This is a genomic window from Vibrio fluminensis (assembly GCF_015278125.1).
GTDB lineage: Bacteria > Pseudomonadota > Gammaproteobacteria > Enterobacterales > Vibrionaceae > Vibrio > Vibrio fluminensis.
In genome coordinates this window covers 266,911-278,908 of the sequence record NZ_JADILO010000001.1, presented here as the reverse complement: position 1 = coordinate 278,908, position 11,998 = coordinate 266,911, and the positions used below count along the sequence as shown (strand labels likewise).

12 protein-coding genes are annotated in these 11,998 nt (G+C 43.6%); 7 read left to right on the top strand and 5 right to left on the bottom strand.

The features are described 5' to 3' along the window. Genes IRQ95_RS01240 through IRQ95_RS01210 form a run of 7 tightly spaced genes read left to right on the top strand, consistent with a single transcriptional unit; the run spans position 1 to position 5,607 of the window. A complete protein-coding gene (locus tag IRQ95_RS01240; protein ID WP_194435198.1) occupies positions 1-921 on the top strand; it encodes a type II secretion system F family protein in 921 nt (306 codons plus the stop codon). Further along, positions 918-1,790, top strand: a complete 873-nt coding sequence (locus tag IRQ95_RS01235) for a type II secretion system F family protein (RefSeq protein ID WP_228481041.1) — start codon at positions 918-920, stop codon at positions 1,788-1,790. Before IRQ95_RS01240 ends, IRQ95_RS01235 begins: the two co-directional genes overlap by 4 nt. Then, positions 1,783-2,616 (top strand): tetratricopeptide repeat protein, encoded by an 834-nt coding sequence (locus IRQ95_RS01230; RefSeq protein WP_194435196.1) that lies wholly within the window; start codon positions 1,783-1,785, stop codon positions 2,614-2,616. Before IRQ95_RS01235 ends, IRQ95_RS01230 begins: the two co-directional genes overlap by 8 nt. A 14-nt stretch (positions 2,617-2,630) precedes the next feature. Then, entirely contained in the window at positions 2,631-3,140 is a 510-nt protein-coding gene (locus IRQ95_RS01225; RefSeq protein ID WP_194435195.1) for a TadE/TadG family type IV pilus assembly protein, read from the top strand. Beyond that, positions 3,124-3,678, top strand: a complete 555-nt coding sequence (gene tadF, locus IRQ95_RS01220) for a tight adherence pilus pseudopilin TadF (RefSeq protein WP_194435194.1) — start codon at positions 3,124-3,126, stop codon at positions 3,676-3,678. The genes IRQ95_RS01225 and tadF overlap by 17 nt, the downstream gene beginning before the upstream one ends. A 2-nt stretch (positions 3,679-3,680) precedes the next feature. Then, complete coding sequence (locus IRQ95_RS01215; protein WP_194435193.1) at positions 3,681-4,967, top strand: TadE/TadG family type IV pilus assembly protein; 1,287 nt, start codon at positions 3,681-3,683, stop codon at positions 4,965-4,967. 13 nt (positions 4,968-4,980) lie between these two features. Next, a complete protein-coding gene (locus tag IRQ95_RS01210; RefSeq protein ID WP_194435192.1) occupies positions 4,981-5,607 on the top strand; it encodes an OmpA family protein in 627 nt (208 codons plus the stop codon). Positions 5,608-5,692: 85 nt separating this feature from the next. Here the strand turns inward: IRQ95_RS01210 and IRQ95_RS01205 are convergent, their stop codons facing one another. The 5 genes from IRQ95_RS01205 to IRQ95_RS01185 form a co-directional block, all read right to left on the bottom strand. Further along, positions 5,693-6,724, bottom strand: coding sequence for a metal-dependent hydrolase (locus IRQ95_RS01205; RefSeq protein WP_194435191.1), 1,032 nt, complete (start codon positions 6,722-6,724; stop codon positions 5,693-5,695). A 193-nt stretch (positions 6,725-6,917) separates the two neighbouring features. Further along, positions 6,918-8,039 carry a lipocalin-like domain-containing protein gene (locus tag IRQ95_RS01200; protein WP_194435190.1) on the bottom strand — a complete coding sequence of 374 codons (1,122 nt, stop codon included), beginning with the start codon at positions 8,037-8,039 and terminating at the stop codon, positions 6,918-6,920. Next, the gene (locus IRQ95_RS01195) at positions 8,039-10,564 is read right to left on the bottom strand and encodes an ABC transporter permease (protein WP_194435189.1); all 2,526 of its coding nucleotides are present in this window, start codon (positions 10,562-10,564) and stop codon (positions 8,039-8,041) included. The genes IRQ95_RS01200 and IRQ95_RS01195 overlap by 1 nt, the downstream gene beginning before the upstream one ends. Then, positions 10,551-11,255 carry an ABC transporter ATP-binding protein gene (locus tag IRQ95_RS01190; protein ID WP_194435188.1) on the bottom strand — a complete coding sequence of 235 codons (705 nt, stop codon included), beginning with the start codon at positions 11,253-11,255 and terminating at the stop codon, positions 10,551-10,553. Before IRQ95_RS01190 ends, IRQ95_RS01195 begins: the two co-directional genes overlap by 14 nt. A gap of 153 nt (positions 11,256-11,408) precedes the next feature. Next, positions 11,409-11,795, bottom strand: coding sequence for a hypothetical protein (locus IRQ95_RS01185; protein ID WP_194435187.1), 387 nt, complete (start codon positions 11,793-11,795; stop codon positions 11,409-11,411). Positions 11,796-11,998 lie beyond the last annotated feature (203 nt).

Below are 11,998 nucleotides of genomic sequence, written 5' to 3'. Positions count from 1 at the left end.
ATGGCATGGTTAAGTTTGCTGTTAGGTGGTGTATTGCTGCTTTTCCTTGCTCGAGGCGAGAAAAAGAAAAGTGCTGCTCATCTATTAGAACGTCAAACCAAGGTGAAAGTTGTCGCCTCTATGGAGCAAGGTAATGCGGTTAACTTAAACTCCCTGAGTGATGAAACCTTTCTGCAAAAACTTTCCCGTGAGTTTACCAATACGCGCAGGCAGCTTGGGTCGGGCGCGCTAATTAAGCTCGCGGCAGTTGTGTTCCTCTTAGGCATTTTATCTATCTACATCAATAAGAACTTTGTTCGTGGTGATTCGTGGATAGTTCTAGCTATTGTAGAGCTTGTTGGGCTGTATTTTGGCTATCAATGGCTACAAAAGCGTGAGAAAGCTGCATTTGATACAGAATTCCCGGATGCACTTAATATGCTCACTAGTGCAATAAGCTCGGGTGAAAGCTTAATGCATGCGATTTTGTACGTTGGTAAAACTCTTGATGGTGAAGTGGGGAAAGAATTCAAGATAATGGGTGAGCGCTTACAAATGGGCGAGTCGCCTGACTCTGTATTTAGGAAGTCGTGTAAACGATTCCCTTACTCAGCCTTCCATTTTTTTGTTATTACCATGCGGGCCAATATGCAGCGTGGCGGTCAGTTAAAAGAAGTCATGACACGACTGAACCGCTTGATGTTTGACGCTAGGGCGGTGGAAAAGAAGAAATATGCTCTGACATCTGAGGCAAGAACATCAGCCAAGATTGTTGCGGCTATTCCTTTTATTTTCTTGTTTATGCTGCAGTTTTTAAGCCCTGATAATTATGAATACGTTATGTTTGAACCTAAAGGACGGGTGATACTGTATTACGTGTTAGTCAGTGAGTTTATTGGTATCGCTATCGTATGGAAATTAATGAAAGGAGTGGAAGCATGAGTTTTCTCTCTTACGTTAACGTTGCACTGTGTTTGATTGGTGTTGGCTTACTGGCGTTAGTTATTTCATTTCGTCAGCAGAAAAAACATCAGTCGATATACAAGTATTTAGCCGAAGATAAAGACAATGAATCTCAATCTTTGGGTGATTGGTTAGAAGTTATTGTGCCGAAATCTTTATCGGTTAACGAAAAAGAAATTCAACAAAAATTATATGACTCTGGCAATTACTCCTTTAAGTACGCTCACTTATATTTGCCGATTAAATATTCGATGTTAGCGATAGGCTCAGCGATTATCGGATTTATGTTTTACGGCTCATTGGAGCTGCCAATGTTGATCGCATCTATTTCTTGTTGGGCTATTGCTACGCTAATTGTTCCGGACATGATTTTGAATGCGCGAATCAAAGCGTACCAAGCAGCCATTAATCGTCAATTACCTTATTTGATTGACTTGCTAGCAGTCTGTGTTCAGACAGGTATGACGATTGAGTCATCATTAAGCTATCTAGCTAAAGAAATGCAAGGTTTTGACCCTAAACTGGCACAGTTACTACAGAGAACCAATGAAAGGGCGCAACTGGTGGGGTTAGATAAAGCCTTGGATGAGGTTCATAGCCACATTCCGACACCAGAAATGCGCAGTTTCGTTATGACGCTAAAGCAGAGTCTTCAATATGGTTCTTCTATTTATTCAACGTTAACCACATTGTCTGCGGATATTCGCCAAGTTTCGATGCTAACGACAGAAGAGCGCATCGGTAAACTAGCGGCAAAAATGTCGGTACCCTTGATTCTTTTTATCATGATGCCAATTGTGATTTTGATAGCGGCCCCTGGTGTAATGAGGATGCTTTCTGGTGCGTAAATTAATTCAATCAACCGTTGTTTCAACGTTACTGATCAGCATGCTGCAAGGTTGTGTAGCATCCGGTAACACTAAGCTGGCCGATCCTGAAGAGTTGAGTTTGGAAACTCAAGAGAGAGTCTTGTTGGCTTCCAATAATACGGTCGGGCTGATCGAGTTCTATCAACAGCAATTAAAGCAACACGATTCTGAAGATTATCGAATCAAACTCGCTGAAGTTTATTTAAAGAAACATGATCCTGAGTCAGCACTGTTTACGTTATCTCCTTTAATGAACAAAGCGCAGATTTCTGTGAAAAGCTCTGTCGTTGCGGCCAAAGCTCATATGGACTTAGGTGATTTTGAGGTAGCGCTGCCACTACTCGAGCAGGCTTATAAACAAGCGCCGAATGATGGTGAGATAGCCAATTTACTTGGTGTCGTGTATGCAGAGCAAGGGCAATTAAAGTTAGCGCGTAAGATGTTTGAGGCAGCAAGAAGTCAATTCTATAACGACTTAAAGATTAAGAATAACTTAGCGTTACTAGACATACTCGAAGGGGATTATGTGGCAGCGTTGGATCGCCTATCTTCGGTGGCTTCAGACCCACAATTGGATAAGCAAACGCGAGCTAATTTACTGTTAGTCATGGCCAAAAATGGTCAAGAGCAAATGGTGATGCGTGAATTGGACGACTCGTTGACGAGCAGTCAGAAAAGGAACATTTATCTGGCGTTAAGAAATACGAGTCTAAAAGTCAGCGATAGCTCTGCGCAATCAGAGAGTGAAACCGATATTGAAGCAAGTGCCATGCCTTCTTCTATAGCTCACGAGTTGAGCCAGTAGGGAGTGGAGCAAAGATGAAAACATGCAGAAAACAAACAGGGGCGGTCGCGATTGAATTCGTAATGGGCTTTATGCTGTTTTGGTGGTTGTGTATGGCCTGGGTAGAAACCAGCTATATGTCTTATATATCGGCAGTATCAGATTTAGCGGTCAGTGAAGCTTCGCGTGAAACGCGACTTGATAACTCAATAGGTAAAAACCAAACCTATGCGCAGCGCTTTCAGCAAGCGTTGAAAAATGGAGATTCGCTTTGGTCTAAGTTTGTCGATCCGTCAAAAATACGATTCACGATTCAGTATGTAAAAACGCCCAGTGAATTAGAACAGCTTGCTGATGACTATTGTCCACTAGCAGAAGGTGAAACGACCAATGAGTGTGGAACGGCCGAGCACAGCTCTATTGCGGTTTACCGTATAAATTATGATTACCAGCCAATGTTCAATTATTTCCTTAATTCAAGTCAGCTGTTTTCTAGAGAAGTAATTATGATACAGGAATATGAACGCGATGAATTCATATATTAGTAATAGATTAAAGCAGAAGGGTACTTTTACGATTGAATTCGCAATAGTAGGGCTATTTCTTAGCCTGCTTTTTGTTTTTGCTGGCGATATGACAATTAAACTTGCCCATAAAGGCAAGTTAGACAGACTTTCTTATTCTTTAGTTAATATTTTAAAAGAAAGAACGCAACTATACGGAAAAGACTTTCAGATAAAACAATCGCAAATTGATTCGATTGTTAACATTGCCACGGACTCATTGCGAAGAACAGTACAACAATTTGAAGATGCAAATTTTGGATATTTGATTGAAGCCGTAACATTTAATCAAGCTCAGGAGCCAAGTTACCAAGCTTTTGCCCCGACAGGCACGGGTGCAAGGTGCCAAACAGAGCAAACACTCGAGCAAATGCAACACCTTTCCAAAATAACGACTTGGGGACGTAGAGCAACACTTTATCGTGTAACACTTTGCTATGAAACGGATAACTGGATTGGCGATTTGCTCGATATGGATTTTACTACGGTCCAGTCTGACGCAGTGATGATTGGGAGGTAATTATGAGTAATAAACGTAATTATCAAAAAGGGCACGCATCAATTCTTTTTGTCATCATTGTGCCAGCACTCTTTGGCGTATTTATGCTGGGTTCTGATGGCGCGAGGGCGCTGCAACAAAAAGCGCGTGTAATGGATGCAGCAGAAGTGGCGGCACTAGCGGTTTCAGCGCATGCCGATGACAACCAAGAAGGCAGCACGGTTAATACCGCGATCGTGACTGATGTTATGAAAGCGTATTTCCCGTCATTAAAAGATGGTGATCTGCAAAATATAAATATAGTCAGAAAAAACTGTGAACAAATAGCGGATTGTAATACTGAAGGTCATCGTTTCTTCCAGTATCAAGTCAGTGCAACGGTGAAATACGATTCTTGGTTCCCTGGCAATGATGCGATTGCTGGATTTGGCGATGAGATTTCAGTTGCCGGTGCAGGTACATCTCGAAAATATCAAAGTGATGCGATCGACGTTATGTTAGTGGCGGATTTCTCAGGCTCTATGGATGATGGTTGGAGAGGTGGGAGTAAGAGAAAATATAAGGATCTGGTCGATATTATCGAAGATGTTGCTGATGAATTGCAGAAATTCAATGACTTAAAAATACCTGATAAAATCAATACAATCGGGATAGTTCCTTATAGTGCTGACGTTTATCGGGATCTAAAAGGTAATGGTTGCGCTAACTCAAATACATACAAAGCTGGTGAAATATCTCATCTAGAAACAGTAAGGAAATGCGTAAGGTGGAGATGGGGAAGGTGTGTCGAGTATCGGTATTATGTTGATTATGAAAAAACTATTGAAAGTATGTATCGACCTTATGAACAGTGTGGATATGATAGAAGACTAGGTTCACATGACTATTACAGTCTTGCTCTGACGAGAGATTTCAACAAATTTAAAAAAGACATCAATAAATTTGAGCCTACGGGTGGCACAGCCTCATATGAAGGCATCATTGATGGATTTAAATTACTTCGTCATGGAAAAAATGATAATCGTTTGTTAATTATATTATCTGATGGTCAAGATAATCGAGATTATAAAAAACATTCTTCAGAACTAATAAATAACCACAAAATGTGTGAGAAAATTCGAGATGAGCTAGAGAGAGATGACAAAGAAGCAACGATGTATTTGATCGGGTTTGACTACACTTCTGGTTCAACCAATATTCCATTAGATAATTGTGTTGGTAAAGACAATATATTGTATGCACAAAACAAAGATCAGATTCTAAATAAAATCCTTTCTTTAATCGCAGAAGAAATTGGGCATCTAAAATAAAAGGAATGTAAATATGACTAACCTTGTTAAAGCAATAGTCAGTACCGGTGCAGTGGCTCTATCTTTTGCGGCTTATGCAGATATGGACAACCAATTAGAGAAGATTTGTACTCAATCGGGTGTCACGACCAAACAAGTTGTTAAAGTGGGTCAATCTCAACGGGTAGAACTTTTACAAGGAGGGATGTTAGTGATTGATGGTGAGGGCGTCGCACCAACCAAACAATTACTAGCCGCAGAGCTATCTGCTTTAGGGGTTGGCCATGACTGTGCTGAGTATTTTCTCGCAAACGGAAGCACTAACCAAGCGGATGGTCGAGTGTACTTTGGCTTTGATAGCCACCAATTAACGCCTGCATCAAAGCAGATTCTTGATAGTTTGCTTGATAAAATCCGCAGTTCATCTAGCTCGATTGTTCTTGCTGGTCATACTGATTCAACCGGAGAGCAAAGTTATAACTTTTCTTTGGGGCTTCAACGGGCGGAATCAGTGAAAAGTCATCTGGTTGCTAAAGGCGTTGAGTCAAAGAATCTAGAGTCCGTAAGCTTTGGTGAGTCGCAACCAATGGCTTCAAATGAGACTCTAGACGGGCGTAAGGCTAACCGTCGAGTAGAACTAAGCCTGAGCAACCCCAAATAGATATTGTTTACCTTAGTGATATTGCCCACCAGTTAGCGTGCATCGTGCCTTAATGATGCACGCAACTGAAATTATTCTGCGAAAATTACTGATTTGTCGAGCTCAACTCTAGTCGCTGCAAATTCGCATTTATGCTCTGATCACCTTTTAATCTTTGCCATAACGTACCTAATTGGTCTACGTTCCGTTCTGTTGGATGGCGTGTTGGTGCCTTGAGTAGTTGCCAATTGCCCATTTTGTCTTTTTCGGCAAAAACAAACTGAAAAGCAAGATTGTCTGCCATTCCCAATCGTAAGTCAGTGACAATCAGCGAATCGCCATCCTGGCGATAGTTTAAGTAATTGTGTGAGAACTCTTTTAGTCCGGCAAGCGTTTGTGGTTCTTGCTCTAAAGGCCACTCACCTAATGGGCGAGAGATAAAATCAATACGGTCATTTTTATCCAACAGAGAAGCTAACCCTTCCCAATATTGACCGTCACCCAATACAACTACTCGCCAAAGCACCGTGTTGAAAGGGCTTGGCATCACCAACACATCCGTCGCTGGTAGATTTTGAGCCCGTAAGTTTTGTTCCACTCGTTGAGTTATGGTTTGCTGTGCGGCATATCCCCAAACAAGATATAGGGTGGATAGGGCAACAACTGCTTGGCACCAGTGCCCTGCGCGAGTTTTTGAGAATAACGCGACACCAATTGCGACCAGTAGAGGCAAGGTGTAAATAGGATCAATAATAAAGATATTGCTCACTTCAAAGTAGCCTTTGATTGGCCATAAAAGTTGCGTGCCATAGGTGGTCATTGCATCTAGTAGCGTGTGAGTGACTAAAACGCTGGTGGTTAAAGCTGAGATGCGAGCGAAACTCCAAAAGCTATCTGGGCGTAAACGAGTGTAAAACCAAGCGATGAGCAACGCAAAAGGAGGAAGCAACAAAAGAGAATGGCTAAATCCACGATGCTTAATTGTATTGCTAACGGCATCACCATAGTCGAGAAGCACATCGAGATCAGGTAAGGTTCCGAGGGCCGCACCTACCAATAGTACTTTGGCATTGCATCGTTTGCCTGCAATGGCGCCTGCTACCGTTGCACCAAGGGCTGCTTGAGTTATTGAGTCCATATATCTTTACTTGTCTATTTATGTAGGCCATTGATTAACATACAGTGAGCCAAATAGACCTGTCAATTTAAGAGCCTTGGTTGTAACCAGCATGAAGCTAAATCATTTATGACTATATACCAAGCACCTTGAGGTTATTTGGGTTGAATGTCTCGTAAAATAGTAACACCGTATATAGCTTGGAATGACGGTATCAATACCCGGTTAGTTCCATATATCCACTACCACTATGAGTCCCTTCAATCACTATCGGTCCTTCCCAGTAAGGCACAGTTAATGGCATCTTAGCGTTTGGATTGAGTGCTGATATGGTCAGGTCGATTTTGTGTTTTGGTATTTTAAGTAGCCAACCAGTCGGGTAATCAGTCCCTTGAATGTTGGTTTGTTTGGTAGAACTCAGACTAAAGTCGTTCGGCGAGATAGAGATACTTTCGCCATTGCTCTGCATTAATCGAGCGTGAGCGTAATGCGTTTGGGTTTTGTCTTCCCCGCGAAGTTGAAAGACGACGAGCGTAGTTTGGTTGTTGAGCCTTAGAGCAAACCAATCCCAGCCTTGCTGTGAGTCGAGCAGAAACTGAGAACTCCATTCTCTGTCGATCCAACCATTGCCACTGACTTGATGGCGTTTGCCTTGAATGACGACTTCACCTGTCACTTCAATGAAAGGTTGGCTGTAATAGTAGGAAGCGACCTTACCATCCGCACTTTTCTTACTGTAACCTTGGTTACCCTGTTTCTGATATGGGGCAGTACTGGTAAGGTTTAACGTGTAGCTAAACAGTTTGGATTTGACCATTAGTTTAGCGGGCAGAAGTTCATCGCTTTGCGATTGCCATTGCCAATCATCAACAAAGACGCGCAAGGGATGTTTTTCGACGCCAGCCAGTTGAGGATGCTGGCGTGACCATTTTTCATCTGTAAAGTGCCTTGTTTGGTTGGTAACAGCGCTATGTGCCATGTAGATTTGTTGACTATGCCATGGGGTGTTGGAATCATTCGATTTGTCGTTCTGGGGGGCGGTTGCAAATCGAAATTGTGTCCACTGTATGCCGAGAGTTTGCCCCGTTTCATCAACCAAATTGGCGGTAAAATACCACCATTCATGACGAAAATTCTCATGAGCTTGGTGATCGTCCGGAAAACGAATATCAACACCTTCAACCACGACTGCGTAGGAGGCGTCATCTGGCTCTGTACCACTTGGCTTTGTGCTATCACCGAGCCAATTGCTCATACTGTTAGACTTTGGTTGATCGCAACCTATCAATAGTAATGCGGCAATACACAGAGTGCCGATTTTCCGTATTTTAATCATTACAGCACCTCATTTTGCAAACTGGCCAAAATCGGTCTACGAACAAGACGCCAAAGAGGAATTAGGGTGGCGATGATGGCGACGATGAGCGTTATGCCTGCGATGGTCAGCGCGTCTTGCCAATGCCAAACAAACTCTAGGCTCCAGCCAAATGCTCGTAGCGTGACAATATCGGTTAGTACAAATCCGACAAGCGCACCCAACGGCAGAGCCATACTCAAGGTAAATACGACCAATACGACCATTTGCCCAATCACCATCAACATTAATTTTTGTTGGTTCACCCCAAGAGCATAGAGTCTTGCGATTGCAGCCTTACGAGCATCGAGGAGCATAAAACAAGAGCAGAACAAACCGATCACCGCAACCAGCAGAGTGACGCTGTTGAGCGCGCGTGTGATAGCAAAAGTCTGCGAGAATATCTCTAACGCGATTGCTTTAATGTCCGCTTGGTCATAAACCTGACTCGGATGAAGCTTGAATCGCGCAATAAGCTGCTGATATAGGCTTTGTGGATCACTTGCGGCTTTAACACCAAGGCTAGTTGGCAGTCGAGTAAAACCGTTTTGCTGCCAAAGCTGAGGTGCGATCAGTACTTCACCGTTGGGGGAACCGTAGTCATGGAACACCGCCCCAACTATCAGAGTTTGTTTAGGTAATGCTTCAAGTTCTACTTGGCTGTTTAATGACAATCCGAGTTTGACTGCGGTGGGTTCACTTATCGCAACCACTTTTCCGGCAAAAAACAGCGGCCAGAAGTTATCGATATGAGATTTAAACACCATGGTTTGTTCTAAAGTATCGCGATCTTTGGTACCGAGTAAAATCGGCAAACCTAGCAGCTGGTCATCCACATAGAACTGTCTATAGACCTTGTCGACACTATCCATCTGATCCAATGCTTGTTCTATTTCTGCCATTTCGTTTTGCGCTGGACTTATATAGATATCGGCATGCAGACGCTGATCTAACCATTGTTTAAGTGTGTACTCAAAACTGCCTACTAAGGTATTGATGCCAATATTTGCGGTAACGGCGAGCAGCAGCGCCATCATAGCCAGAGAGAGCGGGGCAATGAGTTCTTTTAGTTCAGCGAGCAGATAAAGCAATAGCCCATTTGGGGTTTGCTGCTCACTCCAGCCAGCGAGCACACTGAGAGTTTTTGGAAGATAGAGCGGAACAGCAATAATGAGTACCCCAAGCCATGCCATCGTGATTCGATGGTGGTCACTGATCAGTAATCCGAGTAAGGCGAATAAGGTCAGCGTGACAGCGACGATGAATAAAAGACTATTGTTCGCGGTTACAGGCGCATGATAAAACCCACCGTGTGATGAGAGTGGCTGACGAATACGTTGGCGTAAATGTTGCCAGCTAGCCAGAATCGTTGCTGCTAACGTGAGGAGTAAAGCTTGCAGCCACCATTGCCATTGCCAAGAATTGGGGAGAATCGTCGCGCCGTACAATTGCTCAAGCGTTAGCGCAACGGTGGGATGCAACCAGTGGCTAAGTTGAATGCCAAGCACAAAGCCTAGCGTGGTACCACACGAAACTAGGATTGCCAACTCTACCACTAGCGCACTTAGTACATAGCGTTGAGCGACACCCATTTGTTGGATCTGCACCAGTAAGCGATTACGTTTTAATAAGCTGTACTTAACGCCGTTGTAAGTGATGAAAAGGCCCACCAAGAAAGCCAACAGACTCATTGCCGTTAAATTCAGATGAAAGCTATCGGTAAGTGAATCGAGCTGAGAGTCTTGTTGATTAATGGTTATTTGGCCAAGGTCGCCGACGACGTTTTCCATAAGCGCTTGTTCAGAGGTGTTCTCCAAAATCGCGATATAACTGAGTTTGCCTGATTGACCGAGTAGCTGTTGAGCAAAGCCAATATCCACTAATACTCGATTTCCTAACTGCCATCCATCAGGCAATGCCACCACCTTAATTCTTACCTTATCTAACATTAGGTAACGGACTTGTTTAATGCTCTGGTGCTGAGTTTGGCTCATCATTAACACAGGTTCACCGGAAATAAGCTCAGCTAGCGGGAGTTCAGTGCTGGAAAGCGAAGCATTGTTTGAGCTATTGCCCTTGGTTTGGGCGGACGACGAATGATCTTTCTCTGCTCTTTGCCTGGCGGTAATCGCTGCAATCACATCAATGCCTTGTATCGACCAGCGACGTCCATTGTCGTCACGCACACGCCCATCGATCAATGGTACAATATTGGCGAAACCATGCTGGCGTAGCGAAAAATAGAGCGATTCGGACAAATAGCGCTGACCTGACGGGGGAATGATGAGCTGTTTAGCTTGAGTGCTAAGTGGCTCAGAGGCATCGCTGTAACTGCGCTTAGCGTTAAGGTTGATGGCTTGCACTGCGACAAATAAGCTTACCGCCAGTACAATACCTATTAGAATGGCTGCAGCTTGCAGTGGCGCTTGCCGATAGTGGGCGACAAATATCCTCAGAGCCAGAATAGTATGGGAGAGGGCAGGAATGACTGCGTTATTCCATTTCATAGCTAATCTCAGATGCAGGCATCTGCTGAGAGAGCTGACCATTGCGTAAGTGGAGTTGGGCTTGCATAAAAGCCGCACAAGTTGGACTGTGAGTGACTAGCAGAACGGCTGTGTTACCTTGAGTGGTGATGTCACGGAGTAGTTGCATTACTTCAATGCCCGCTTTTTGATCTAGATTACCCGTTGGTTCATCGGCGAGCAGAAGTTGAGGTTGATGAGCCAAGGATCGGGCAATCGCGACACGTTGCTGTTGTCCACCAGATAAAGCCGATACATGTCTATCTAGCAGGTGTTCGATGCTTAATTTCTTGACGAGATAGTCGCACCATTCTCCCCACTTATGCTGATTTAGGTGCAGCGGAAACTCTATGTTCTGTTTAACGTTAAGCGGGGTAAGCAAGTTAAATTGCTGGAATACCACACCAAGCTTTTGGTGGCGAAACTGACTCCATTGTTTATCTTGCCAGGCTGAAGAGTCTTGCCCGTCTAAAACAAGTTTCCCACTGTTTAATGGCTCGAAGCCTGCAATTAGATTGAGCAAGGTACTTTTACCGCTGCCACTGGCTCCCGTTAAAGCAATGCTAGAGCCGCTGACTAAAGTAAAGTCGATGTTATCCAGTACACAATGCTGCTCCTCGCCATCAACAAAAATTTTGGTCGCATTGTGCAGTTTAACCAGAGGTTGCGTCATTTAACGTCCTTGTTGTCATTGATTGTTAATGCTTACGAGCATTGAGACTTTTACGTTCAATAAATAAATATTAGGAACGGTTGATCAATAGACAAACAAATTTCAGACAGTTATTTGGTGCTCATCGTCGGTTTACAGTTAAACTCGCCAAATTTACGAGAAATCCTTAACCAGAGTGGGTCGGTTGGCGCAAAACAATTGGCTAAATAGGGATTTGTATTGCCATCCTAAGTTAAATAACCGCTTCGCCAAACTTTTGTTTTCAATGATCGCAACTTCAACGCCTTGGTAATGATAGCGATGATGATCAACATAGTTGAGAAAGGCAGTGAGCACTCCTTGCCCGCGAACCAACGGCGCAAAACTCACTGAAACGATGGAAAAGCGCTGACTACCAACAGGGCAGCGCACAAAGCAATGGCCAAGCGGATGGTTAATGGTTTCGGAGAATTCCGGAAATGGACGAGCGTCGAAACTCTCCGACAACTTGTCGTATTCAGCGCAAAGGTGACTGAGAGGGGCTTGTGCTTCACGGTTCATGGCTATATTCCCTCAGTGTTGTTGAGTTAAATACAATCGGGTTGCCAATAATTTAACCATGAAACAGAGAAGGGAATTGCGGTGAACTTTTTGAGAATTGCTTCCTTATTTATGTGGGAGTGGTGTGTCCCTTTAAGTTCTACATTCATTGCTTGTTGTTCTTAAAGGGCAGTAGTCAAGAAGAGGCAATAACCTCTTCTTGA

Bases quoted from the DNA above. Each gene is read 5' to 3' on its own strand.
- IRQ95_RS01185 (WP_194435187.1), bottom strand. From the start codon at position 11,795: ATGAACCGTGAAGCACAAGCCCCTCTCAGTCACCTTTGCGCTGAATAC.
- tadF (WP_194435194.1), top strand. From the start codon at position 3,124: ATGAATTCATATATTAGTAATAGATTAAAGCAGAAGGGTACTTTTACG.
- IRQ95_RS01240 (WP_194435198.1), top strand. From the start codon at position 1: ATGGCATGGTTAAGTTTGCTGTTAGGTGGTGTATTGCTGCTTTTCCTT.
- IRQ95_RS01235 (WP_228481041.1), top strand. From the start codon at position 918: ATGAGTTTTCTCTCTTACGTTAACGTTGCACTGTGTTTGATTGGTGTT.
- IRQ95_RS01200 (WP_194435190.1), bottom strand. From the start codon at position 8,039: ATGATTAAAATACGGAAAATCGGCACTCTGTGTATTGCCGCATTACTA.
- IRQ95_RS01195 (WP_194435189.1), bottom strand. From the start codon at position 10,564: ATGAAATGGAATAACGCAGTCATTCCTGCCCTCTCCCATACTATTCTG.
- IRQ95_RS01190 (WP_194435188.1), bottom strand. From the start codon at position 11,255: ATGACGCAACCTCTGGTTAAACTGCACAATGCGACCAAAATTTTTGTT.
- IRQ95_RS01210 (WP_194435192.1), top strand. From the start codon at position 4,981: ATGACTAACCTTGTTAAAGCAATAGTCAGTACCGGTGCAGTGGCTCTA.
- IRQ95_RS01205 (WP_194435191.1), bottom strand. From the start codon at position 6,724: ATGGACTCAATAACTCAAGCAGCCCTTGGTGCAACGGTAGCAGGCGCC.
- IRQ95_RS01225 (WP_194435195.1), top strand. From the start codon at position 2,631: ATGAAAACATGCAGAAAACAAACAGGGGCGGTCGCGATTGAATTCGTA.
- IRQ95_RS01215 (WP_194435193.1), top strand. From the start codon at position 3,681: ATGAGTAATAAACGTAATTATCAAAAAGGGCACGCATCAATTCTTTTT.